This is a genomic window from Mycobacterium sp. IS-1742 (genome assembly GCF_001500125.1).
GTDB lineage: Bacteria > Actinomycetota > Actinomycetes > Mycobacteriales > Mycobacteriaceae > Mycobacterium.
The window spans coordinates 91,878-116,659 of the sequence record NZ_LQIV01000034.1 but is presented as its reverse complement, the minus strand read 5'-3'; the positions used below and the strand labels follow the sequence as shown (position 1 = coordinate 116,659).

The 24,782-nt window shown below is 67.5% G+C and carries 24 protein-coding genes; 12 read left to right on the top strand and 12 right to left on the bottom strand.

Translation table 11 applies throughout. The features are described from left to right. From AU196_RS18040 to AU196_RS18030, 3 genes are all read right to left on the bottom strand, one after another. Window positions 1-2,658, bottom strand: a complete 2,658-nt coding sequence (locus AU196_RS18040) for a YncE family protein (RefSeq protein WP_059096438.1) — start codon at window positions 2,656-2,658, stop codon at window positions 1-3. Between the two features lie 172 nt (window positions 2,659-2,830). After that, window positions 2,831-4,213: a WS/DGAT/MGAT family O-acyltransferase gene (locus tag AU196_RS18035; RefSeq protein WP_059096437.1), complete on the bottom strand. Its 1,383-nt coding sequence runs from the start codon at window positions 4,211-4,213 to the stop codon at window positions 2,831-2,833. Between the two features lie 58 nt (window positions 4,214-4,271). Next, a complete protein-coding gene (locus AU196_RS18030) occupies window positions 4,272-4,817 on the bottom strand; it encodes a TetR/AcrR family transcriptional regulator (protein WP_059096436.1) in 546 nt (181 codons plus the stop codon). 112 nt (window positions 4,818-4,929) lie between these two features. On the opposite strand from AU196_RS18030, the gene AU196_RS18025 reads away from it, so the two are divergent. From AU196_RS18025 to AU196_RS18005, 5 genes are all read left to right on the top strand, one after another. Beyond that, on the top strand, window positions 4,930-5,301 hold the full coding sequence (locus AU196_RS18025; protein ID WP_059096647.1) for a hypothetical protein: 372 nt from the start codon (window positions 4,930-4,932) through the stop codon (window positions 5,299-5,301). Between the two features lie 56 nt (window positions 5,302-5,357). Next, window positions 5,358-6,332, top strand: coding sequence for a Bug family tripartite tricarboxylate transporter substrate binding protein (locus AU196_RS18020; protein WP_197415831.1), 975 nt, complete (start codon window positions 5,358-5,360; stop codon window positions 6,330-6,332). Between the two features lie 92 nt (window positions 6,333-6,424). After that, on the top strand, window positions 6,425-7,300 hold the full coding sequence (locus AU196_RS18015) for an SDR family oxidoreductase (RefSeq protein ID WP_157546462.1): 876 nt from the start codon (window positions 6,425-6,427) through the stop codon (window positions 7,298-7,300). Continuing rightward, entirely contained in the window at window positions 7,301-8,182 is an 882-nt protein-coding gene (locus AU196_RS18010; protein ID WP_059096435.1) for a DMT family transporter, read from the top strand. A 52-nt stretch (window positions 8,183-8,234) separates the two neighbouring features. Next, a complete protein-coding gene (locus AU196_RS18005) occupies window positions 8,235-8,654 on the top strand; it encodes a hypothetical protein (protein ID WP_059096434.1) in 420 nt (139 codons plus the stop codon). A 15-nt stretch (window positions 8,655-8,669) separates the two neighbouring features. Here AU196_RS18005 and AU196_RS26390 read toward each other — a convergent pair whose 3' ends face one another. Further along, the gene (locus tag AU196_RS26390; protein WP_353647251.1) at window positions 8,670-9,125 is read right to left on the bottom strand and encodes a DUF6766 family protein; all 456 of its coding nucleotides are present in this window, start codon (window positions 9,123-9,125) and stop codon (window positions 8,670-8,672) included. A gap of 278 nt (window positions 9,126-9,403) precedes the next feature. Between AU196_RS26390 and AU196_RS17995 the strand changes: the two genes are divergently transcribed. From AU196_RS17995 to AU196_RS17985, 3 genes are all read left to right on the top strand, one after another. Next, a complete protein-coding gene (locus AU196_RS17995) occupies window positions 9,404-10,294 on the top strand; it encodes a phytanoyl-CoA dioxygenase family protein (protein ID WP_059096433.1) in 891 nt (296 codons plus the stop codon). A gap of 13 nt (window positions 10,295-10,307) precedes the next feature. Continuing rightward, window positions 10,308-11,753 (top strand): APC family permease, encoded by a 1,446-nt coding sequence (locus AU196_RS17990; protein WP_059096432.1) that lies wholly within the window; start codon window positions 10,308-10,310, stop codon window positions 11,751-11,753. A 78-nt stretch (window positions 11,754-11,831) separates the two neighbouring features. Further along, window positions 11,832-13,121: a DUF2786 domain-containing protein gene (locus AU196_RS17985; protein ID WP_059096431.1), complete on the top strand. Its 1,290-nt coding sequence runs from the start codon at window positions 11,832-11,834 to the stop codon at window positions 13,119-13,121. 4 nt (window positions 13,122-13,125) lie between these two features. On the opposite strand, the gene AU196_RS17980 is transcribed toward AU196_RS17985, so the two are convergent. Both AU196_RS17980 and AU196_RS17975 read right to left on the bottom strand, forming a co-directional pair. Beyond that, window positions 13,126-13,794, bottom strand: coding sequence for a TetR/AcrR family transcriptional regulator (locus AU196_RS17980; RefSeq protein WP_059096430.1), 669 nt, complete (start codon window positions 13,792-13,794; stop codon window positions 13,126-13,128). Between the two features lie 21 nt (window positions 13,795-13,815). Next, window positions 13,816-14,502: a tetratricopeptide repeat protein gene (locus tag AU196_RS17975; RefSeq protein WP_059096429.1), complete on the bottom strand. Its 687-nt coding sequence runs from the start codon at window positions 14,500-14,502 to the stop codon at window positions 13,816-13,818. Between the two features lie 149 nt (window positions 14,503-14,651). Between AU196_RS17975 and AU196_RS17970 the strand changes: the two genes are divergently transcribed. Next, a complete protein-coding gene (locus AU196_RS17970; RefSeq protein WP_082695765.1) occupies window positions 14,652-16,064 on the top strand; it encodes a S1C family serine protease in 1,413 nt (470 codons plus the stop codon). An 8-nt stretch (window positions 16,065-16,072) separates the two neighbouring features. Then, the gene (locus AU196_RS17965) at window positions 16,073-17,155 is read left to right on the top strand and encodes an HNH endonuclease (RefSeq protein ID WP_059096428.1); all 1,083 of its coding nucleotides are present in this window, start codon (window positions 16,073-16,075) and stop codon (window positions 17,153-17,155) included. Between the two features lie 80 nt (window positions 17,156-17,235). On the opposite strand, the gene AU196_RS17960 is transcribed toward AU196_RS17965, so the two are convergent. From AU196_RS17960 to AU196_RS17945, 4 genes are all read right to left on the bottom strand, one after another. After that, window positions 17,236-18,738, bottom strand: coding sequence for an SIR2 family protein (locus AU196_RS17960; RefSeq protein WP_059096427.1), 1,503 nt, complete (start codon window positions 18,736-18,738; stop codon window positions 17,236-17,238). Between the two features lie 42 nt (window positions 18,739-18,780). Beyond that, a complete protein-coding gene (locus tag AU196_RS17955) occupies window positions 18,781-19,650 on the bottom strand; it encodes a hypothetical protein (RefSeq protein ID WP_059096426.1) in 870 nt (289 codons plus the stop codon). Window positions 19,651-19,707: 57 nt separating this feature from the next. Continuing rightward, the gene (locus AU196_RS17950; protein WP_059096644.1) at window positions 19,708-20,649 is read right to left on the bottom strand and encodes a mechanosensitive ion channel family protein; all 942 of its coding nucleotides are present in this window, start codon (window positions 20,647-20,649) and stop codon (window positions 19,708-19,710) included. A gap of 118 nt (window positions 20,650-20,767) precedes the next feature. Continuing rightward, entirely contained in the window at window positions 20,768-21,514 is a 747-nt protein-coding gene (locus AU196_RS17945; RefSeq protein WP_059096425.1) for an SDR family oxidoreductase, read from the bottom strand. A 115-nt stretch (window positions 21,515-21,629) separates the two neighbouring features. Here AU196_RS17945 and AU196_RS17940 point away from each other — a divergent pair, with 115 nt between their 5' ends. After that, window positions 21,630-22,178, top strand: a complete 549-nt coding sequence (locus tag AU196_RS17940; protein ID WP_059096424.1) for a TetR/AcrR family transcriptional regulator — start codon at window positions 21,630-21,632, stop codon at window positions 22,176-22,178. A 1-nt stretch (window position 22,179) separates the two neighbouring features. On the opposite strand, the gene AU196_RS17935 is transcribed toward AU196_RS17940, so the two are convergent. Beyond that, window positions 22,180-22,833: an NUDIX hydrolase gene (locus AU196_RS17935; RefSeq protein ID WP_059096423.1), complete on the bottom strand. Its 654-nt coding sequence runs from the start codon at window positions 22,831-22,833 to the stop codon at window positions 22,180-22,182. A gap of 71 nt (window positions 22,834-22,904) precedes the next feature. On the opposite strand from AU196_RS17935, the gene AU196_RS17930 reads away from it, so the two are divergent. Continuing rightward, a complete protein-coding gene (locus AU196_RS17930) occupies window positions 22,905-24,359 on the top strand; it encodes an ADP-ribosylglycohydrolase family protein (protein WP_059096422.1) in 1,455 nt (484 codons plus the stop codon). 158 nt (window positions 24,360-24,517) lie between these two features. Here the strand turns inward: AU196_RS17930 and AU196_RS17925 are convergent, their stop codons facing one another. Continuing rightward, on the bottom strand, window positions 24,518-24,781 hold the full coding sequence (locus AU196_RS17925; RefSeq protein WP_059096643.1) for a hypothetical protein: 264 nt from the start codon (window positions 24,779-24,781) through the stop codon (window positions 24,518-24,520). Window position 24,782: the final 1 nt, after the last annotated feature.

The window sequence follows — 24,782 nt, the reverse complement described above, 5'->3', positions numbered from 1 at the left end:
CTACGGACAACCGGACTGGCCGACGAAGTTCCAGAATCCCTTGGTCTTGTACAGCGAATGGTCGCTCAGGAGGTTCGCCAATCCCCAACCGCCGCTGTAGCGATCAGTGATCCGCTTGGCTTGCCCGCTGTTGAGCTGGTCAGCGTTCTTCTTGAAGTAGCACTGGCTGATGTGGTTGAGGAACGCTGTCTGCTCGGAGTTCCCTATCGGCACCCAGAAGGATGCATAGAGCTTGGCCAGTTGGGCGGCGATGGCGATGGGAGCGCTGACTCGAGCCACGATGACGGAGGCTGTGTCGATCAGACCGCTGAGCTCTCTACCGGGGTCGTTCGATGCGTGGCCGACGATCATGTCGCGCAGCCCGAAGGCGAGGTTGCCGACACCGAGAACCGCGCTCATGATCGGTCTTCTCACCAGGTTGTCGGTGAGGAAGTTGCTGATGTCGTCGACGAGCCCGGCTATCGAGAAGCCAGTGCCGAGATCATTCCAGAACGGAACCTCTGCGTGGCTGTTGCCGTCAGCGAGGGCTATCTCGCGAGCGGACTGGACCAACCTGCCGATCGTCGTGACGCTGCGTTCGAGCGCATGCGCGATGGCCTGCGCCGAAGCGCGTCCCGCATTGGTCACCCCGCGCACGATGCGCGTGATCGGATTGACCGCCCTCGGCGGCGTCACCGAGTTGCTCGTCCCCGTGTCGATCACCGCGAGCTGTCCCGTCAGGCTTGTGGGGTCTCCCCCGTCGCCCACCAGCAGTTGACCAAGATAGATGCGGCTGCCGTTGGCGCTCAGCGCGATCCCCATCGGGGTTCCCGCGTCGATGGGGATCCGAGTGAGCATCGCGCCGTCCTGTGCGCTCACTGCGCCGATCGCGAGGTGGGGCTCGCCGTCGACGACCGCGACAGCCGGCACGTACAGCCGAGTGCCGTCAGCACTCATGACCGGCGCCGACGGGTACACTCCGCTCAACAGCGCCTGTGCAGTCCCGTTCACGGTGTCGATCTTCCACAGGGTCCCGGACGGCGTGGCGCCTGGCGTCAACGCGAAAGACTCGGTGTAGACGTACCGCCCGTTCGGGCTCACCAAGGTCATACCGTTGGTCGCAGGCCCTTCGGCGACCGAGCCGTAGGAGATCGGGGTCCCGACTATCGCTTTCGTCGCCGTGTTGACGACGACGAGGGTCGACTGGTTCGTCGGAGAGCCGAGTGGATCGGTGAACGACATGGCATTGACGAAGAGGCGCGAGCCGTCCGGCGACAGCGCCAACGACACCGGGTTGCCGTCGATCAGGATCGGATCGGGGTTCACCGCGTTGGTCGCGGGGTCGAGCACGTAGACCGCTCTCTCGGCGAAATCGGTGACGTACACGGTCTGGGCGTCGTTCTGACTGATCACGATGTCGACCCCGAAACCCCCGGACGACGGACCCGCGAAAATGCCGATTGGCACCGTCGCGACCGGGGTGTTGTTGTGCTGCAGGTCGATCACCGTCACGGTGCTGTTGCCGTTGGCCGTGTACAGGCGGCGGCCATCCGGACTGACGACCAGCCCGGTCGTCATCGCGTTGCCCAGATCAATGGCGTCGCCGGCCGCCCGCCCGGTGGCGGCATCGATCACGACGACTCGGCTGGTGACCTGGCCATCGGCCCCCCGATCCATCGACGAGACGTACACACGCCTTCCGTCGGGGCTGAAGGCGATTGGCTTGGCGGACGTCGCAAACGTCTGAGGTGCAACGTATCCCACCACCAGAGGGGTGCCGACAGGTCGATTCGTCCTGGTGTCGATGCCGTACACGGTGCTGGTCAGCAACGCTCCGCCGCCGGCCGACATCGTCGTGGTGATGACGTAGACCGTGCGTCCGTCGGGGCCGGCGACCACGGTGTACGGCAGGCCGTTGCCGAGAGGGATCCTGTCGATGACCCCAGACGGCGTGGCCGCTGCGGCGAGGCGCGGCGGGTCGGCTGGGGCCGACTGGCCGGTGGTCTGCACGGAGGCGGGCGTTGTGGTGAGGCCACGCTGGTTGGTGGGCCGGTAGGCGGCCACGACCAGCTCACTCAATGTCGGTGCGGCGGGCGGCCCGGGTACTTCAGGGCCGGTGTTCACGCCGACAGGCGCCGACAGTTCGGGAAGCGGTGCGGAGACCGGAGTTTCGGCGATCACCGGTTCAAAGTCTACCGCCGGCACCTCCTCGGCGACGACCTCGAGCTCCGGTTCGGAGGTTTCGTCGACGAGCGTGAGCGCACGCTGCGTCGTCGCCGTCTCCGTTGCGGTGTCGACACCGAGGTCGCCTGCGTCGTCCTCGTCGTCGAGTGTGTCGTCGTCGTCGAGTGTTTCGTCGTCCTCGTCGTCCTCGTTGCCGACGCTGTCGTCGATGTCGTCCGTATCGGCGTCCGCGTCGTTGCTGTCATCGTTGCCGACTGAGGGCCCCGCGTCGTCTCCTGGAGCCGAATCGCCGCCTGGTTTGTCCTGCGACGATGACGACGGGGGTGTCGATGGTGCGCCGTCGTCAGCGTGTGCGACACCGGATCCGTTCGCCACCGCGACGCCCAGTCCGAGCGCGACTGCGCCGGCACCGAGCCACTTGTACGGTTCGACATATCGGCGGTGGCGCCCTCGCCCGTTTGCCTTCGTCCGCCGTGCACTGTGCTGGCCCGCCATGCCGCCCCCCGTTGTCGACTTTGCCAGCGATATTTAACACGTACGTCAACGCATTGTTGGCAAATCAAGCATTCGGCGCGGCAGTATGTTTGCATCCGCAAACACCTTCGCGACGCGTTGACTCTGCGCTGGGGGCGACATTGTGTGAGAGCCCGCCGCCCTCAGCGCAGACTCAACGGCTGAGCAGTTCCTGCAACTCCGCGTCGAGGCGGTCGGCCAGATCCCAGAGGTCGTCGACCAGGGTCGGGCACGAGATGATGCCGACGTTCAGCTTGCCGCCCTGCGACATCGCGGTGATGTTCAGCCCCGATCCGTGGAAGATCGGCCCGAGCGGATACAACGCCTTGACTTCGGCGCCGCAGGTGTACAACGTCATCGGCGGCCCCGCGACGTTGGAGATCACCACGTTGTGAATCGCCGTGTGGCTCAACGGCGTCCTGGACAAGACGCCGAGCAGCCATCCGAAGGCACCGCGGGAGAAGGTGTCGGCCAGGTCCACCAGAAGCGTCGGTCCGAGAGCCGAACTGTGTTCTTTAGCACGCGAATCCGATTCGGCGATGGCGTGGAGCCGCTCGAGCGGATCGTCGATGTCGGTGTGCAGGTTGCAGAACATGCCAGAAAGCTGGTTGCGGCCCGGCCGGTCGGATTGTTCACGGACCGACGCCGGCACCACGGCGATCAGCGGACGGTCCGGAAGCAAGTCGCGGTCACGCAGATATCCGCGCAACGCGCCCGCGCACAGCGCCATCACCACGTCGTTGACCTTGACCTCGTAGTGGTTCTTCACACGTTTGACATCGTCCAGGCTGAGTTGGGCCAGGGCGATGGCGCGTTCAGAGGTCAACTCGGCGTTGAACGGTGTCGTCGGGGCGGTGAACGGTGCAGCCATGGCTTTCCCGCTGACCGCACGGCTCACCGTCTTGACGATCGTCGACGTTGTTTCCGGGATCACCCTGGTCAACTGCCACGGACGGGTGAGGAAGCGAAGCAGACCGCTCGCGGCGATCTCCCACGACGCGGCGTCGCCGGGACCGTCGACCGGGTCGGGCGGCGGTGCGTCGGGCGCGGGAGCACACAGCGTATTGAGCAGGTTGGCGGCCGAGACGCCGTCGACCGCGGCGTGGTGCAGTTTGAGCATCAGCACCAGCGGCTCACCGTCGTCGGGGTCGACGCGTTCGACGCCTTCGACCACCCACATCTCCCACAGCGGCTTGCTGCGGTCCAGCGGCATCGACGCGATGTGCGCGCACAGGTCGGTCAGTTCGCGGCGCCCGCCCGGCGCAGGAACACTGATCCGTTTCAGGTGACGGGTGAGGTCAAACGCCTTGTCCTCCACCCACACCGGGTGGTCCAGGTTCAGTTGGCTGTCGGCGAGCTTGGCGCGCAGTTCCGGCAGAGCACGCATCCGCGCCGCCAGGTCATCACGGAATCGATCGAAGGTGTAGCCGCCGGGGACCGTCGAGGTGTCCAGCGCGACGATCGAGCACACATGCAACGGCACCGCGGGCGACTCGCTGTACAACAGACCCGCGTCAAGACCGCTCAACCGCTCCACTTGTCGTCAGTACCCGCGCCGCCGGAGTGGTCAAACTGCGAGCACAGAGACTCGTTCCTCACGCACGCACGATCGGCCAGAACAACGCGAAGAGCCGCGTCTCCCAGTCGTCGGCCACCTCACCCGTGCGGGCGCGCTCGGCGATGTGCGCGCCGACGATCGCGTCGATCAGCGTCGCCCCCTCGACGTCGTCGCGAAACGACCCGTCGGCCTTGCCCGCGTTGATCACCGCCTCGATCTCGGACCGCTGATCGACGAGGATGCGCCGGAAGACCGCGGTGAAATCCGGATCGTCATCGGTGAGCAGCGCGGTGAAACCGCCGTAGCCGATCCCGTCCTCGATCGCCTTGACCGCTTCGTTGATCACCCACCGCAACCGATCCGGTGCGGCGGTGTCCGAGGCGAGCGGTTCCGGCGCGGTCACCCGCGACAGCGCCACGGACAGCATGTCCCGCCGGTCGCTGTGCCGACGGTAGATCGTCGTCTTCGCGATCCCGGACCGCGCGGTCACCGCCTCGACGGTCACCGACCGGGGCCCCTTCGTCCGGAGCAGGTCCAGGGTGGCCTCGGCGATGCCGACGTCGACGTCTCGTCGCTGCGCCATCGCTCCTCCTCGGGCTGCACCGCCGGGGAATACCGACGGCCCGATTTACGCTACACTAGCCGTAGCGCTACGATACGCGTAGCGAAGCGAGCCGAATCGGAGGGTGATGGACATGGTGAAGAAGTTGCGAGGCGATACGGTCACCTACCTGGCGTACGTGGGCTTCCTGGTGGGTTTCATCGGGCTGGGGCTGTTCGTCTACGCACTGGCAGTCGGGAGTGCGGTGGCGGGCGTCCTCGGTGTGGCCCTGGTCATCAGCGACATCGCGACCGTGGTGCTGTTCCGCAGAGGCGCGCGAAAGCGGGCGCAAGAGAACGACAGCGGCATCGAGATCCCCGGGGTGAACATCTTCGCGACACCGCTCAAACAGGACGAGATCGCTCAGTACCTCGAGCGCTACCGCGGTGTGCGGCCCAGGACCCGTCTTGTGTCGGTCGGTGCCGGCGCTCCGACGCCACGCGAGGACGAACGGCTCGCCGCCTGATCACGGAACGGCGAAATCGCCGACAGGTGACCGCGAATGCGTGTACAGCTTGCTCGGTGAAAATCAGATCCGTGATCGGTGCCGTGGTGGCCGCCTCACTCGTCCTGACCGCGTGCCAGGATGCGCAGCCGCCGGCCCGCGCCGGTGCGGACTACCCGTCGGGACCGGTGACGATGACGGCGGGCGCCAACCCCGGCAGCGGATTCGACATCACGATCCGCGCCGTGGTCGACGCTCTGCAGAAGGAGCGCCTCGTCGACGTGCCGCTGCCCGTGGAGAACCGGCCGGGCGGCATTGGCGCGGTGTTCCTCGCCACCATGGTCGAGCAGTACCGGGGCAGCGACGACCAGGTGTCGGTCACCTCGCTGTCGATGATGATGAACGAGCTGCGCGGTCTGTCGCCGTACGGCTACACCGACGTGACGATGATCGCCCGGCTCATGACCGAGTACTACGTCGTCGTCACCGGTCCGGGAAGCCCGTTCAAGGATCTGGGCGACGTGATGGCGGCCGTGAAGTCCGACCCCGGCGTCCCCATCGGGGCCGCCACCGACGACCAGGCGCCGTTCGACCTGCTCGTTGCGGCCGCGGGCGGCGACCCGTCGATGATCAACTATGTGCCGTTCGAGGGCGGCGGCGACCAGAGCACCGCCCTGCGCAACGGCGAGATCCCCGTTGCGATCACCGGTGTCAGTGAAGTCGTCGACCAGCTGAAGTCGGGAGAGTTCACGGCGCTCGGCGTGCTCTCCGAGGAGCGGCTGCCGGATCTCGACGTCCCCACCGCGCGCGAGCAGGGTCTCGACGTCACGCTGTCGAACTGGCGCGGCCTCTACGGTCCGCCGGGCATGCCGGACTTCGCGGTCGCCTACTGGCAGACAGCCCTCGGCGAGATGGTGAAGTCCCCGACCTGGCAGCAGATCGCCGCGCGCAGCCAGTTCACCACCACGTTCATGACCGGTGAGGAGTTCCAGACGTTCCTCGCGGAGACCCAGGCGGACGTCAAGACCGCGCTGGAGGAAGCGGGTCCCTGACCATTCCGTCAATAGGCCGCGTGAACGCGCTCCGCGCCCTACATTGTCAGCAAACGGCCAGCGCTTCGCCGACCGGACGGGGGTGCACCGCGGTGAGAGCAGCCATCAAACGGTCGTTGCGGCTGGCCGGCATGCGTCCCGTCCCGCGGTGGCCGGCGCGCACGACGGTCGATCTGCGCGGTAAGCGGATCCTGCTGACCGGCGCCTCCTCGGGGATCGGGGCCGTTGCCGCGCAGCGGCTCGCCGCCGAGGGCGCGTTCGTGATCGCCGTCGCGCGGCGGGAGGCACTGCTCGACGAGGTGGTCGCACGGATCGCCGCGGCCGGCGGCGCCGCGACGGCCATCCCGGCGAACCTGGCGAATCTCGACGAGGTGGACGCGCTGGTCGACCGGGCCGGCGCCGTGGACATCCTGATCAACAACGCCGCGCGGTCGATCCGCAGGCCCCTGGCCCAGTCGCTGGATCGCTGGCACGACGTCGAGCGGGTGATGCAGCTCAACTACTACGCCCCGCTACGGCTCATCCGCGGTGTGGCGCCCGGGATGATCGAACGCGGCGACGGTCACATCATCAACGTCGCCACTTGGCGGGTGCTGCCGGAGTCGTCGCCGATGTTCGCCGCCTACAACGCATCCAAGGCCGCGCTGAGCGCCGTCAGCCGTGTCATAGACACGGAGTGGGGTCGCGCGGGGGTGCACTCGACGACCGTGTACTACCCGTTGGTGGCCACGCCGATGATCGCGCCGACACAGGCGTACAGCGGTGTCGCGGCACTGTCCGCCGACGAGGCCGCGGAGTGGATGGTCACCGCGGCGCGCACCAGGCCGATCCGCATCGCGCCCCGAAAGGCCCTGGCGCTGCGGGCCCTCGACGTCGTCGCCCCGGGCGCGCTCAACACGATCCTCGAACGCGAGACGACCCGGATGAACAGCAACGTAATCAAAGCCGCTGCCGTCCAGAGGTTTTGAGTGGGAGCGACGGTAGGGCACCGGCCCGAGAATCTCGCGCTGGGTGCGGCGCTGACCACGGCCGCGTTCTTCTGTGTCGCACTGGTGGGCACGTTGGCGAAGGTGGCCGGTCAGTACACGTCGACCGGGGTGCTGCTGCTGTTCCAGAACCTGATCTGCCTGGTGTTCATCGTCCCGGTCGTGGCGCGCGACGGGTGGCCGTCGTTGCGGACCTCCACGATCGGATTGCATCTCACGCGGGCGATCACCGGGACGGCGTGCTGGTATGCGCTGTTCTTCGCGATCTCCCAGATCCCGTTGGCCAACGCGACGCTGCTGACCTACAGCGCCCCGCTGTGGATGCCTCTGGTGGCGTGGGTGGTGACGCGGCAGCCGGTGGCCCGGGCGACGTGGATCGGGGCGGGCATCGGCTTCGCCGGGGTGATGCTGGTGCTGCAGCCGCAGGCGCGCATGTTCCACATCGGCGAGGTGTCGGCGCTGGCCGGTGCGGTGCTGCTGGCCATCGCGATGATGACGGTGCGCTGGCTCGGCGCGACCGAACCGATGACCCGGGTGCTGTTCTACTACTTCCTGCTGTCGACCGTATTGTCCGTTCCCATTGCGGCTTCCGACTGGCAGGCGTTCCCGCCGCGGACGTGGGGCTGGCTGATCGCTCTCGGTTTCGCGCAGCTGTTCTCGCAGATCCTCGTCGTGATCGCCTACCGGTACGCCTCAGCCGAGAAGGTCGGACCATTCATCTACTGCGTCATCGTGTTCACCGCGCTGATCGACTGGATCGTCTGGCATCACGCGCCGACGCTGTCCATGTATCTCGGGATGGCACTGGTGATCGGCGGCGGTCTGGTGGCGGTGCGGGCGAAGCCGGGGGTGGCAGTTGGGTAACGCTTGCGTTGAGCAGGTGGAAAGCGGCCCGATGTGGGGGCACAGTTGAGGTATGGCTGACTCGAAGAATCCGCAGCCCCACGACGTTCGTGCGGCCGCGCAGGCCGCGCTGCAGGCCGCACAGGACGCGGCCAGTGGGGCGTTGCGTGTCCCCGCGGCGTCGGCCCAGATCGTCGCGCAGCTCCCCGGGTTGCTCGAAAACCTCGCGGCCGCAACGGAACGGCTCAACACCACGCTCGACCGGGTCGAGCGGTACATGGCGCTCGCGGATCCCACCCTGCAGGCGATGGACCGGATCCTGCCGCAGCTGGAGGCGCTGGCCGCGCAGCGTGACGCCGCGTTCCGGGTGGTGGGCGACCTCCCCGGAGTGGGCACGTTCGGGCGGATCACCGGGCTCACGCCGCGGGAGAACCCGCCGCAGGACAAGGGCAAGTCCCCGAAACAGCGCGGGCCGTCGCGCCGCAAAGACTGAACGCTCACCCGCAGTTCAGGCGCTGGTCTCGCGATGCGGATCGGCGACGGGCTTGGACTCTGCGGAACCCCGCTGGCGCAGGAAGATCGACAGGCCCACGATCGCGGCAACCGCGATGAACTCGCTCTGCCAGTTCTGCATCGACTCGAACCAGAACTGCGACGTCGTGAGGTATCGCCACAGCGGGATCGGCGCTTGGCCATGCTGTACCTGTTCCTCGTTGAACGCCGCCACACCGCCTACGGCGTGCAGCGTCCACGATGCGAAGAACAGCACGAAGAACGCGACGGCCAAGGAGTTCTCGTAGATCCTGAGCACCCATCCGCCCCGACGAACCGGCCACGGTGTGCTGGTGGTGATCTTGGCTTGACGCGGGTCGGCATCCTGGGGCGCCGTCCCACCGATGGGCTTGGACTCCGGCGAAGAAGACGGCGAACAGCGCCAGGCAGGCCAACAGGAGGCCGTTGTCACGGAACCGGTCACGCCACGGGTCGCGCGTCACGGGGTCAGTATCCACCGATTCGATCGGGTCACCCCGGATAGCCGCGGGGATGTTGCAACCGAACCCGGCCGCCGCCACGGGGGTGAACCGCGAATAAACCTGTCGGACCTGTCCTTAACGAGACTGTCACGACGCTTTACCGGGATGACACCGGCGCAGCCACATACTCGAAATACGACTGCAGTCGCATTTGAGTCCACATCGCCGAAGGCAACGGAGCCTGGCTGACCGCGCCGGAGGCCCACCCATGACCACGCTCAACCACGTTTCCGCCAGCACACCCGTCTCGGAGATCGTCGAACACATGAACCGGGACAACTACGTCATCGTCGACAACCTCGTCCCCACCTCGCTCATGGACGCGATCGACGAGGAGGTCGCCCCGTACATCGCCGACACCCCGATCGGGTACAACGCCATCCTCGGCAAGCGGACCCGACGCACAGGGGCGCTCATCGCGCGCTCCCCGTCCTGCCGCACGCTCATCCAGAACCCGACGATCCTCGGCGTCGTCGAACAGTTCCTCGGTCACGCCAGCGCATTCCAGCTGATGCTGACGCAGATCATCTCGATCGAGCCCGGCGAGTCCGCCCAAGGCCTGCACCGCGACCAGGTGGCGTGGGACTTCTTCCCCTTCCCCAGCGACTACCACGTGCAGTGCAACATGCTGTGGGCGCTGTCGGACTACACCGCGGAGATGGGCGCCACCCGCGTGGTGCCGGGCAGTCACCTGCCCGACGCGCTGACCCCCAAGGAGTACACCGACGCCGACTGTCTGCAGGCCGAGATGTCGCGCGGCTCGGTGCTCATCTACAGCGGCAAGATCGTGCACAGCGGCGGCGCGAACATGTCGGACAAAGTCCGCCGCGCCATCAACATCAACTACTCCGTCGGATGGGTGAGACAGGAGGAGAACCAATACCTTTCGGTGCCGCTCGAGATCGCCAAGACGCTCGACGACGATCTGCTCAAGTTGATGGGCTATCAGGAGGGCGCGTTCTCCATGGGCTACATCCGCGACTTCGAGGACCCGTTGCGCGCCGTCCGCGGCGACGAGGTCGCTTACGGCTTCGACCTCGACCGCGTGCGGGCCGGCGCCACCCCGGAGTTCACCGCCTTCATGGCCAACAGCGAGTAGACGGGACCCTGAGATGACCGACATGATCATCCCGGCCCCAGCGGTCGGCACCCCGGCGGCACCCGCGCCCTCGGCGACGAAGCTCACCGGCAACCTCGGCGTCGCCTCGATCGTCTTCATGGTGGTCGCCGCGGCCGCACCGCTCACCGTCGTCGGCGGTGTCATCCCCATGGGATTCGCCTTCGGCAACGGGCTCGGCTTCCCCGTCATGTTCTTCGCGTCGGCGGCGATCCTGATCCTGTTCTCCGTCGGCATGTCCCAGATGGCCTCACGCGTACCGAGGCCCGGCGCCTTCTACACCTATGTCCAGCACGGCATCGGTGAGAAGTCCGGCACGGCAACGGCACTGGTGGCCATCGTCACCTACGTGGCGGCCCCGGTGTCCGCGCTGACGCTCATGGGTGTGCAGCTCAACATCACGGTGGTGAGCCTCGGCGGACCCGACATCGCCTGGTGGGTCTACTGTCTGCTCACCATCGCCCTCGTCGGCGTTCTCGGGTACCGCCACATCGACCTGTCGTCGAAGGTGCTGGGCATCCTGCTCGTCGCCGAGGTCGGCATCGTCGCGGTGCTGGTGGCGGTCGTGTTCGCGACCGGCGGCGCCGAGGGGTACTCCGCGGAACCGTTCACCGCCGGTGCGGTCTTCTCCGGGGAGTTGGGCGTCGGGCTGACGTTCGCGCTGCTGGGGTTCGTCGGCTTCGAAGCCACCGCGGTGTTCCGCGACGAGGCCCGCAACCCCGGCAAGACCATTCCGCGGGCGACCTACATCGCCGTCGTCTCGATCGGCCTGTTCTACGCCGTCTCGGCGTACAGCATGGTCGTCGCGTGGGGGCCCGGCGGTGTCGTCGAGGAGTCGCTGGGCGATCCCGCGGGCATGCTCGTCGCGACCACGCAGAACTACCTCGGCGCGGTGGGCTCGATCGTCGCGCAGGTGCTGTTGTTGACGAGCATCTTCGCGTGCATCCTGTCGTTCCACAACGTGACGGCGCGGTACTTCCACGCGCTCGGTCAGTCCGGGGTGCTGCCGTCGCGGCTGGGGCGCACGCACGAGCGACATGTGTCCCCGCACATGGGATCTCTGACGCAGACCGGGCTCTGCGCGGCCGCCATCCTCGTTTTCGCGATGCTCGGCCTCGACCCCATGTTGCAGGTGTTCGCCTGGATGGGCGGGCTGACCACCTCCGGGTTCCTCATCCTGCTGATGTTGACCAGCCTGGCCGTGCTCACGTTCTTCGTGCGCGGTCTCGGGACGGGCAACGTATGGACGACGAGGGTGGCTCCGGCGCTCGGTCTGGCGGGACTCGTGCTCGCGGGCACGCTGGTGGTGCTCAACTTCCCGATGCTCGTGGGAGGTTCACCGGCCCTGGCGTACTCGCTGCTCGCGGTGTTCCCGGCGGCGGCGGCGATCGGGGTGGTCCTGGCGCTGCGGCGTAGGAAGATCCAGGCGGCGATCGCCTGACTCGTTCACGGCGTACTCGGGTCCGGATCGAGTCCCGAGTACGCCGTGCTGTCGGACCCCTGCGCCAGACTTCCGGACATGGGCAAGCGCAACCGCGAGCGGCGGACGGCCAAGCAGAGGCAGCGGCGCCGGTCGGCACCGAGAAGTGAACACAGCCGGCCGGGCCCGCAGCCAGATCGCGCGCTGCTGCTCGAAAGCCTGGTCATCGCATTGTGTGCGGCCGCGGGTACGCCCACGCCATGGCGCGCGGCCCAACTTCTGGAGCAGTCCCGCGGTGACGAGCGCGAACTCGATATCGCCGCCGACCTCGCCGTGCAGGGGGCGATCCGTGAGGTGTGGGAGCAAGGGTGGTCGCCGACGGATCTCCACGAGGTTGCGCGCCGCCGAGTGGACGCGCCCGCCGTGCGTTATCTCCGCGAGGCCATCGTGCTGGAGTCCCAGCGCTACTCGGTGTCGACGCTGCACCCACGGTGGCGCGCCGAGCTCGCCGAGATCGCGACCGGGTCGGCGCCGACTGCGCCACAGATGTGGCGTTGGGCGGCTTCGCATTCCATGGATGAGCGCACTGCACTGACTGTCGTTCTTCAGGTGTTGCACCTGCTGGGCACGATTCCGCGGATCGAGGCACTGCTTCCGCTGCCCGGCTCACACCGCCAGCTGACCGATGGCGTGGGCCAGGTCGACGAGAAGATGCTCGCCCGCGTGCGTGCATTGCTGGCCAAGGCCGAGTCCACCGAGTATCCCGACGAGGCCGAGGCGCTGTCGGCCAAGGCGCAGGCACTCATGTTCCGACACTCGTTGCAGGAAGCGGTGGCCGATCACGCCGACGGGCGAGCACCCGCGGTCAGGTCACGCCGAATCTGGATCGACAATCCCTATGTGGCTGCCAAGGTGGCGCTGGTGCAGACCGTCGCCCAGGCCAATCGGTGCCGCACGGTGTGGATCAAAGACCTGGGTTGCGTCGTCACCGTTGGTTCGGAGACCGACCTGAACCTCGTCGAACTGCTCACCACGTCTCTTCTGGTGCAGGCGAACCGGGCGATGTTGGCCGCGGGGCGCCAGCACAATATCCGCGGTCAGTCGAACGTCAAGTCGTTCCGATTCTCCTTCCTGGTCGCCTACGCCGGCCGCATCGGCGAACGGCTCACCGCCACCACGTCGTCGGTCACCGAGGAGTTGCAACGCGACAATCGGCAACTGCTGCCCGTCCTGGTCGCGCAGAACCGGGCGGCCGACGCAGCATTCGATCGGCTCTTTCCGAGAACGGTGGCCAGTCCGCTGACGGCCCACGACTCAATCGGCCTGGGCGCCGGGCGCTCGGCGGCGGATATGGCGACTCTCGACGTCCGGGATGGGATCGCGAGCTGAGCAGTTAGTGCGTACTAGGGTCCGGATCCGAGTACGCCGTGAAGTACTGGATCATCGCGACGCGGATCTCCCGGACGATGCGGGGGTCGCCGTCGACGTCGTCGGTGTAGGCGTACTGGAAGAGCCGCTCGAGGATCTCGACGGCGACGAGGCACTGCAGCAAGCTCAGCCGCACGAACTGTGGCTCGAACGCCTGGAACGCCGCGAGCATCATGGTCGCGACGGTGTTCATCCACTCCCGATCGGCGGCCCGCACCGGAGGGGTCAGGTGCTGGCACACCCACAGCTCACGCACGAGCGGGCGTTTGAACGAACCGACGTACGAGTCGATCAGCGTGTCGATCACGTCGTGCCAGTGAGCGTGCCGGCCCGGCCGCAGATCCTCCTCGAGCGCCGAGGCCGATTCCTGCATGCACTGGAAGGCGAGCTGCTCGAGGACCTTCACCGGTGTCTCGAAGAACGAGTAGAACGAGCCGCGGCTCACGCCGGACTCCTGCAGCAGCAGAGTCGGGGAGCCGGCGACGGCGTCGTAGCCGACGTCGACCAGCAGGCGTGAGGCCGTGTCGAGGATCTTCTGGATGGTCGCCCGCGACCGCTCCTGAACTGGCTGCTTGCGCAGTCCGCCCTGGGTCAATCCGCGCCCCGCTGTCTCGTGACCTGTGTGTGTCGCCATCCTAGATCGCGCGAGTGTGAGTCAGCTCCGCCGTAGTGTCGCCCAGCGCCGGACGCGACAACGGCGCCGCGCACGCGCCGCTGCCACCGGATCGAGCGTCTGAAGTTCGTCGAGCGCTTCGTCGCTGCCCGCGTCGGCCGCGCGCAGGTACCAATGGCGCGCGCGTTCGAGATTCGGTGGCGCGAGCGTGTCCGCGTAGAAGGATCCGAGGCTTTCCATGCCGTCGACATTGCCGGCGTTCGCCGCGCGCTCGTACCAGTGCAGCGCAGAGCGGAGGTCCGGCGGCTGCTTGCGCTTCTCGTAGAGGTAACCGAGGTTGCGCATGGCCTGCGTATCGCCATTGTCCGCGGCGCGTTTGTACCAACGCTCGGCCTGCCCGACGTCGGCGGGATGGGTGAGCGCTGCATACAGGTAACCCAACCCGTAGACGGCGTCGGTGTTGCCGGCGCTCACCGCTCGCCGGTACCAGCGTGCCGCGATGTCCAGTTCCGGCGGCAAGCTGTTGGCGTAGTGGTAGCCGAGCGCATACATCGCGGTGGCGTGACCCGCCGTGGCGGCGGCCTCGAACCAGCGCAGCGCCAGCTCGACATCTGCCGGGTCTGTCGACTGTTCGTAGAGGTATCCGAGGTAGTACATGGCATCGGCGTCACCGTGCAGGGCGGCGGCCTCGTACGTGCGGCGGAACAAGCGGAGCCTCAGATGCCCCATACGACGATCGAAGCACCCGGTCCCCGCCGGCCGGTTTGATTCGGCCGAGCGCGCACGCCGCCTCTTGCGGTCTCAACGAGCAGCCGGTGGTTGACGGCATGATGGAAGATGAACAACTGCCGAGACGTCGACGGAGGAAGTGAGCGCGCGTGAGCGAGCGGAACCAGCCAAGCGGTGCACCGCCTGGTGACGGGTCTTCGGCGGTCGATCCGGCGACCCAACGGGCGTTCGGGCGGCCCGATGGCGTCCAGGGCGCTTTCGCGGCCCACGACCGGCGTCGTGACCAGGGCGAATACACCCCGACCGACCAGTCCCCCGGCGCCGTCCTCGACGAGGTCTTCGGCCATCCCAAGGCCGACGACGACTCCGATGCCGCCGAGCCCTGGCCGCCGCAGGCCGAGGCCGAGACGCCGCAACCTGCACCAGCGCCGCCGCCCGCCCCGCCCGGTCCCAAGCTCGGCCTCGTCGACGTTTTGTTCAGCGGGAAGGTGTCGCGGCCCGCGCTCGTGCTGCTCGGCGTCCTGGCGCTGCTGATGGGGTTGGCCGGCGGGTGGATGGGCAGCCGGACGGCGTCGGTCATCGAGGCGTTCTCGATTCCGAAGGTGAACGTGTCGGAGAGCGTGCGCGACGGCGAGGCGGAGGGCCGGTTCACCAAGGTGGCCGACGCGGTCGCGGACTCGGTGGTCACGATCGAGGCGGTCAGCGACCAGTCCGGGTCGCAGGGCTCCGGAGTGGTCGTCGACGGCCGCGGTTACATCGTCACCAACAACCACGTGGTCGAAGAGGCCGCCAGCGACACGAAGAAATGGAAGCTGTCGGTGATCTTCAACGACGGCAAGACGGTGCCCGCGCACGTCGTCGGGCGTGACCCGGTGACGGACTTGGCGGTGCTGAAGGTCAACAACGTCGACCACCTGACGGTCGCCCGGTTGGGCGATTCGAACCGGCTGCGGGTGGGCCAGGAGGTGATCGCCGCGGGTGCGCCGCTGGGTCTGCGCAGCACCGACACCGTGGGCATCATCAGCGCGCTGAACCGCGCGGTGCGCCTGTCGGCCGAGCGTTCGGGTGAGGACATCGTCATCTCGGCGGTCCAGACCGACGCGGCGATCAACCATGGCAACTCGGGCGGCCCGTTGATCAACATGAACGCCGAGGTGATCGGGATCAACGCGGCGGGCAAGTCGCTGTCGGACAGCGCCAGCGGTCTCGGGTTCGCGATCCCGGTCAACGAGATGAAGCATGTCGTGGAGACGCTGATGCGTGACGGCGTGATCGCCCATCCCACACTGGGTTTGACCGCACAATCGGTCAGCGACACCAGCTCGGCCGGGGCGAAGGTGACCGAGGTCAAACAGGGCGAGCCGGCGGAACGCGCGGGCATCAAGGACGGCGACATCGTCGTGAAGATCGGTGACCGTCAGGTCGGCGACCTCGACTCGTTCGTCGTCGCGGTGCGCCAGCTCGAGATCGGCAAGGGCACGCCGGTCGAGATCATGCGCGAGGGCAAGCCGATGACGCTGACCGTCGAGCCGGTTGCGGGCAAGCCGACGACGAAGCCCTAGGAAAGCTCGTGGCGAGTGATCCGCTGCTGCTCGGCCAGCGCGTCATCGCCATCCTCGAGCAGGGGCAGCGCGACGCCACCTACAAGCTCGCCACGTTGATGGCGTTGATCGAGCATTCGATCGAGAATTTGCCGCGTGACGCGGACGATCCGCTGACAGTGCCGATCCCCGACATCGCTCACCGCGTTCTCGCGCTGTACTGGCATCAGGTACGGCCGTTCGAAGGGCATGACCTGGCCCAGCGCCGTACTGGAACCCGAACACGAATCATCGACGCCACGAAGAGCTTTCGGGCGGCGGCGAAGGCGGGCAACAGCCGATTGTCCCTTGAAGTCGCCATGTTGCGTGCGCCCACGGACTACGCGCTGGCGATCGACCGGATCGCCATCGCCTTGATCAAGCAGCCACTGCCCCGTCTGCAGAAGCTGCCTGGCTCATCGGTGAGTGATCCTTTTCTCTACGACGATTCGTTTCTCGGGGAGAATGTGTCACGGTCTGCGGTGCGGTCTCAGGGCGACGCCATTGAACTCAAGCCCGGCGTGGCCCACGGGCTGGCCCGGCTGGCCGGATTGTTGAAGCCGGCGCTGGAGATCATGTGGGTCGAGGACGTGCGGCGGATGAACAAATTCCTCGACTCCGACGTGCCCGACGTCGCGGGGCACCTGTTCGGACGGGAGCGGACGGCCTTGGCTGCGGTGCGAGAGCCCTACAAGGAGGCGTTCGGGCCACAGTGCTTCTACTGCGGGACGCACCTGCCGGCGGACAATCCAATCGACCATGTGCTGCCATGGTCGCTGGTCGGGATCGACGGTCTGGCCAATCTGGTGTTGGCGTGCCGGCGATGCAACGGCGACAAGAGCAATGCACTTCCCGCGGTGCCATTGGTCGACCGTGCGCTCGACGACCGTCGCCTCTCCGCGCTCGAGGACATCGCAACGGAATTGCAGTGGCCGACTCAGCGCGAGCGGGTGACCGCAGCTGCCCGCGGCGTCTACCGCGGGCAGCCGGAGGGTGTGCCGACGTGGTCGGGCTACCGACGTAGTGTGCGACTGGACATCAGTTTCCCGCCGTGGTGGGTGGGAGCGCACTGAAAACGGTTCAGTGCCCGGCACGCCCCGGTTTCAGTGACGCGCCAACCCCCTCTTTCTCAGACCCGTTCGCGGAGGCCGCCTCAATGCGCGACCCCGCCGAGGCTGCGCAGGCACTCCTCGACGCGCTTCCACCCGCTACTCGACTTCGCCTGCGGGGACGCGCTTTCCACCAGGTTGACGAGCAGGTCCCGAAGCGCCCGATCCTGTTCTGATAGGCCACTCGCATAGCGGCTGTCGAGCAGGTACTCGTTCGACAGTTCGCTCTGCGTCGACGCGGCCCACACCAGGCGGTCGAGGAAGATCTCGAGAATCCGTGCGCCTTTCGCGGACGACTCTGCGCCCATGGACAACATCTCGAGGTCCTTGTACTGCGCCCGCTCCAAGCCCTTCGCCGTGAGCGCCAGCGCTGTGCCGGGTTTCGACGACTCGCGGTCGTGGGCTCTGGCACGCACTTTCGAGACGGCCTTGGCCATCGCGAGGAAATTCGTGTCCGTAAGGCTGAACCCGACGAACAGCAGGTGGCTCGTCAACAACAGGGTCTGCACGACGCCTTCGAGCGCCTTGCGTTCGTCGGGATGACGCTCGAGGTCGGTCTCGGTGAGCACGATGGAGCCGGGCTGGCCGACGTCTCCGTTGATCTTGAGCAGCCAGCGCGACCCGCCGGCCGCAAGTTGGCGGGTGAGTACCCGGAAACGTTCGCCTGCAGGGGCTTTGAGGGCTGTCTCCATGCAGGGATCGAAGTTGGTGGTCACCATGCGTCGGACGTCGATGCTCGCCAGCAGTGCGTGGCCGACCCCGTGGAGCGGCTTGTCCAGAAGTCGCCGAACGGCATCGTGGCGACCGTCCCCGAGCTTGTCGATGATCGGCTCGGCGGCCCGATAGGGGTCATCGCCGACTGGCGGATCGATCTGTGCCTCCTCGGCGAGACGCTTGAGCAGCTCCCACCAGTCGGGCAGGCCTACCGGTTTGGACACCCCTGCCCCGAGGAACAGCGAGAGCTCGCCGTGGGCTGCGAGTCGACCCAAACGGTCTGCGTGGCCGCGCAGTTCGTCGGACAGGTCACGCCAATCGTCGTTGTTTCGGCGCTCCTGAACGGCTGCGAAGTCGCGGCGGTCGGACAGGACGAGTGCGACGTCGGCGTCCACAGCCGTCGCGCGCTGACGCTCCAGCAGTTTGGTGATCACCTCGGCGCGGCGGGTGCGCAGCCCACCGTGGCCGGTGCCGGGCAGCGGCAGCCCGACCAACGGCGCCGCGCGGCCCTCGCGTGCGGTCGTCGTGCCGGCCACCCGGCGGACTGCCGCCCAGGTGCGATCGACAACGTTGTCCGGCGTGGCATCGTGATCGACGTCGACGGTGACGAATGCCCGCACCGCACGGTCGTCGACGGCGGGCAGGTCGAAGACACCCGCTTTCGGCTCGCCGGGGATGGCCAGCCACCCGGGGTCGAACTGCGAGGCCGGGAGCCCTGCGGGCACCAGGTCCCTCCACACCGCGTTGACATTCCCGGCCGAATCGCAGGGGATCAGGATGGCGTCGCACGCCAACTTGGTCAGGTCACCCTGGGCGACGAAGAGATGGCCCATTCGCGTGACTGTAGCGTGGGATGACTGCTCGCTGAGGCGGCTTCACCAGGTGAGTGTGCATTCGGTGCACGTCCAAATATCGTCGGTGACGCAGCAGCCGCGGGCGTCGAGCCAGGGCGGGATATCCCGGTGCATCAACATCCCGAACAGTGCGCGCTGCGTGCGCCCCTCACCGCAGGCGAGGCACTTCGGATGCTGGGAGAACCGGAAGTCGAGCAGGTTGGTGCACCCGCCCTCGCGCATCCGGTCCTGGCAGCGCCGGCACAGCACGCCGGGCCAGTCCTCGGGCAACTCCGGGCGCCAGCAGCTGGCGGGGACGGGGCCTTCGAGGTAGCTGCACGCGTTGCGGTCGTCCATGATCAGCACTTCGGGCGCCTCACGGGCGGGTTCGTCGACGGTGTGGAAGACGAAGTTGTCGCGCGCGTGGTCCGACACCAGATCGATGGGGTCATCGCAGCCGGTGCACCGCCCGCGTGAATGCAGGAGGATGCGGGCTCGGGTCACTGAAGTGTGCCCGAACCGCAACGACGGGTCGGCGCGGTCATGGCACTCCGATAACGCGAGCTCCATGCGGACCGCGTCGTCGCCCTCGAGGCGCCACGCCCGGCGCGGATCGCGACCGAAAGTGACGACGTGTACCAGGGTGGCGAGGTCGAGGACATGGGGCTCGATGAAGGTCCAGTCGACGACAGCACGACCGGTGCCCTCGTCGGCGCCGATGCTGCCGAGCGTGGTGAGGATGGACGCCGGCTCGGTGTTCAAGACGATCGCCACGGGATCGCCGCGACGAGCCTCTCCAAAGCCGTAGCGCCACGGTCGGGTCCGCGACCGTGATTCGAGCAGGGCGATGATGCCGAGCAGCCAGTCGGTCGATTCGACGATGTGCAGGCGGTCGAGGGAAGTTTGCGTCACCTACCTATTATTCCAGTCAGGTACGACAATTCGACCTCTGCAGCGTTCGCTAGCGGCCTACTCCTCTGCCATCGCGTACACCCGCCCACGGGTCGGCAGTTCGATGTCGTTCTCGTCGTAGGCACGCAGGATTTCCCGTCGCAGCCGTCGCTGCACCGACCACTGCGCGTTCGGGCGGGTCTTGAGCGTCATCCGCAGCGTCAGCAGGTCGGGCGAGAGCTCCTGCACCCCGAGCATCTCCGGCTTGCCGAGCACCTTCGCGGACAACGCCGGGTCTTCGAGAGCCTCCTCGGCGGCCTCGACCGCCACCCTCTCGGCCTGCGCAACATCGGCGGTCAACGCAACAGGCATCTCGATACGGGCGACGGCGTAGTCCTGGCTCATGTTGCCGACGCGCGCGATCTCCCCGTTGCGGACGTACCAGAGGGTGCCGTCGATGTCGCGGACGGTGGTGACGCGCAGCCCGACACTCTCGACCTCGCCGACCGCTTCCCCGAGGTCGACGGTGTCGCCGACGCCGTATTGGTCCTCGAGCAGCATGAAGACGCCGGTGACGAAGTCGCGGACCAGGTTCTGCGCGCCGAAGCCGATGGCCAGGCCGACCACGCCGGCCGAGGCGATGAACGGCGCGATGTTTACGCCCACCACGTTCAGACCGGACAGCACCACCCAGATCAGCAGCACGATCGACACCGTCGACTTCAGCACCGAGCCGATGGTCTGCGCACGCTGCTGGCGCCGTTCTGCGTTTTTCGCGCCCGTCACCGTAGACGGGGCACGATCACGCAGGTGGCGCAGCAGCGGCGGCTTCTTGGCGGGATCCTGGTCAGAGTTGCTGCGGGATTTGGTGCGCCCGGTCGCGGCGCGGTCGATCAAGCGATGCAGCACGTAGCGGGCGATCAGCGCAACCACGACGTACGCGACGATCCGAATGGGAACCTCGATCAACCAATGCTTGTTGGTGTCCGTCCATTCAAAAGCGAGACTGTAGACATCCATGATCACGACCGTACCCAGAACGCCCACCCGGACACACATTGCGACATCGGTCACTGTCTCGACCGGTGGCGTTAACACGGATGTCAAATCGCCCGATACGCAGCGTTTTTCGAATAAGTCAGACGGTGAAGCCGCCGTCGATGTTGAGGTTCGCTCCGGTGATGTATCCGGACTCCGGGCCGGCCAGGAAGCTGACGAATGCCGCGACGTCGGTGGTGTGCCCGTAGCGGCCCTGAGCAGTGACGGCCTTGAGGCTGTCGGCGAAGTCGCCGCTGTCCGGGTTGGCGTCGGTGTCGATCGGGCCGGGCTGCACGTTGTTGACCGTGATGCCGCGCGGTCCGAGTTCGCGGGCCAGGCCGCGGGTGAACGACGACACCGCGCCTTTGGTCATGCCATAGACCGACAGTCCCGGGCCGGGGATGCGGTCGGCGTTGACGCTGCCGATGTTGATGATGCGCGCGCCCTCACCCAGATGTTTGATCGCGCTGCGGGTCGTCCAGAACATGCTGCCGATGTTGATGGCGACCTGGCGGTCGAACTCGTCGGCCGGATAGTCGTCGATCGGGGCGATGTGCGCGACGGCGGCGTTGTTCACCACCACGTCAAGGCCGCCGAGCTCGGCGACGGCGCGGTCGACGGCGCCCGCAGTCTGGGCCGCATCGGCGGCGTCGGCCTGGATTGCCACCGCCTTTCCGCCGTCCGCGGCCACCTCGGCGACGAGTTTCTCCGCGTTCGCCGCGGAGGCCGAGTACGTGAACGCCACGGCGGCCGCGTCGGCGACCAGCCGCCGCACGATCTCCGCGCCGATTCCGCGCGATCCGCCGGTCAGGAATACTCGGCGTCCGGTCAGGGGTGCTGTGCTCATCTCGATGGCCTCTCGTAGTTACGAACCGATGTGTTACTTAGTACGCTGAGGTCAAGCCGGTTCCCATACGACAACATTCCCGCTGTGACCGGCATCACAGAAAGGGTGGTCCGCTATGGCCATCGGGCGGCCGCGGGAGTTCGACCCCGAGCAGGTCGAGGACGCGGCGATGAAGCTGTTCTGGGAGCGCGGGTTCGACGGTGTCTCGATCTCGGACGTGACGGCTGCGACCGGCGTGAACCGCCGCAGCGTCTACGCGGAGTTCGGGTCCAAGGAGAATCTGTTCGACCGCGCTTTCCGGCGCTATCTCGCCGGCCCGAGCGCCTACACCGCCGAGGCGCTGACGCGGCCGACGGCACGCGAGGTCGCCGAGGCGATGATGCACGGTGCGGCCGACACGGTCAGCGGTGACGTGCACGGGTGCATGACCGTCGGCGAGGCGCCCGGCCTGGCCGAGTGGCGGGATGCGACGGTGCACCGGCTCGCCGAACGCTTCGACGAAGCGGCGGCCGCCGGCGAGCTGTCGCGCGTGGACACCCTGTTGCTGGCTCGCTGGGTCGCCGCGGTGTGCCAGGGCATCGCGATCCAGGCCCGCAGCGGAGCCGGCCGTGCCGATCTGCACGCCGTCGCAGACCTAGCGTTGAGCGGGTGGCCGTCGACGTGACCTACGCCTGAGCGCGACGGAACAATTCGGCCGGGCGACCCCGCGACCCGCTCGTGGTCATGCCCGTCGCCTCGAGCTTGCTTTCCATCGCGCGGCGAAACGTGTCCCGCTGCAACACCTTTCCTGCCACCGCCTCGTGGGCCAACCGCAGTTCGCGCAGGGTGAACTCCTCCCCCAGCAGACCGTCGGGATCGGGCTGGTCCGCGTAGCGGAATCGGATGCGCTCGACGGCCCGCACGATGATGTCGGCGTGGTCGTACGGCAGCCGCCCGGGTTTCGCGACCGGGACGAGTCGCGTCGCAGCCGGGAAGCGGGAGGCGAGCTGGCCACTCTGCACCACCTGGACATGCGCGACCGAGAGCACCCAACCGCGGTCGTCGCGGGCCGGATCGTCGAAGACCTGCAGCTGGCGGGGACGCAGGCCGCGGACGTTGGCCTTGACGCGCAGTGACCGGTCGACGGCGTCGGCGAGTCGCTCCCCCTCGTGCAGGAAGGTGCCGGGCAGCGCCCAACCCGGCCCGGTCGCCCGGCGCACCTCCAACACGACCAGCCCCAGCTCGTCGTCGAGAGTCAGGACCGCGGTGTCCACGGCGACCGACGGGCGCGGGTAGTCGGTGAGCGCGCGCCCGCTGCCGTCTCGAAAGTTGTGGCCCATGTCGGTACCTCAGCGTACAGTGATGCTCGATTAGCGCAGAACCGCGCAAATTGAGTGCCGAGGGGGATGTCATGACGTCTTTGCACGATCGCATCGAAGGGGTGCTGCTGGCGACGGCGGCGGGGGACGCGCTCGGCGCGCCGTACGAGTTCGGGCCGCCACGCGGACCGGAACTGCCGGTCGAGATGGCCGGCGGCGGCGTGTGGGAGCCCGGCGAGTGGACCGACGACACGTCGATGGCGATCGCCATCGCGGAGGCCGCCGCGACCGGCGCGGACCTGCGTGACCCGGCCGCGCAGGACAAGATCGTCGCGCGCTGGCACGAATGGTCGTTGCGCGCCAAGGACGTCGGTATCCAGACCCGGTCGGTGCTCAGCGCCGCGGCGCGCTCGGGCGCCGTGACGGCGACACGCACACGGGCGGAGTCGGCCAGGCTGCACGAGCTCACCGGGCGCACAGCGGGCAACGGGTCGCTGATGCGGACCGCACCGGTCGCGCTGGCCTACCTCGACGACGACGACGCGATGGTCGAGGCGGCACGCGCCGTCAGCGAGCTGACCCACGCCGATCCCGACGCCGGGGACGCGTGCGTGTTGTGGTGCTGCGCGATCCGTCATGCGGTGCTCACCGGGCAGCTCGACGCCCGAATAGGGTTGCGCCACATCGACAGGAGCCGCCGGAAACTGTGGCAGGAGCGGCTCGACGCGGCGGAGTCCGCGCGGCCGTCGTCGTTCGCGAACAATGGCTGGGTGGTGGCTGCGTTGCAGGCGGCGTGGTCGGCGATCGCCACGACGGCGGTGCCCGTCGACGACCCGGCCCGCGGGGTGTTCCGGGTGGATCATCTGCGGTTGGCGCTCGATGCGGCGGTGCGGGCGGGCCACGACACGGACACGGTGGCGGCGATCGCGGGTGGTCTGTTGGGGGCGGCATACGGGGCGTCGGCGGTGCCGGTGCGGTGGCGAGCGATGCTGCACGGGTGGCCGGGTCTGACGGCGCGGGGTGTGGTCGGGCTGGCGTCGGCGATCCAGCGGCGGGGTGAGCCGGATTCATTCGACTTCTCGTATCCCGGTTCGCCGGTCGACACGGTGGCGCGGCATCCGTATGACGACGGGGTGGTGCTGGGCGGCATCGGGGTGCTGCGCCGGCTGCCGCCGGACGTCGATGCGGTGGTGTCATTGTGCCGGGTGGCCGATGACGACGTGCCGGTGGGCATGCCGCATGTCGAGGTGCGGTTGATCGACCGTGTTGATGCGGATGAGAATCCGCATCTGGACTTCGTTCTGCTGGAGGGGGTGCGCGCGATCGAGACACTGCGGCGCGAAGGGCGAACGGTGTTGGTGCACTGCGTCGGTGCCTACAGCCGCACCCCGACGGTCGGCGCGTTCTACGGCGCGCGGCTGAAGGGTGTGAACGTTGAACGCGCTCTGGCCGATGTCGGCGCGGTGCTGCCGGGGGCGCATCCGAACCGCGCGTTCCGAGCCGCGTTGCGGCGCCTGCACGCGGCGCCGATTAATGCAGTGGGGTGACCGTCGCACTCCGTACGAATTGTGGGGGGGTGCTCACTGCACGTGAATCAACCTGGTCACGGTCTAGAGCAACCGTCCGAGGCGAACTCATCTGGTGAGATGCCGGTAGACGTATATCGGTCGAGTGCCTCGGCCATCGATCGCGTCGTCGTAACGGTTCAACGTGGAATCCCACGGTCGGTGCCGGGCTCCATGAAGAGGCGCTCGTCGCGTTCGCGTCGACGACACGAATCCGCGAAGTCTCGCGCGAGGTCCGAATCGGCGCGCAGCGCCTCATACTCCTCGTCGCTGAGCTTGTAGTACTCCATGTAGTCGATCATCTGGTTGCTCACCGGTATTGCCAAGTAGTGAAGACCGGATTCAGTCTCCCTACCCAACGAGTAGCGCTGCTCTCTCGAAACGAAAGACTTTTCGAATCTCATT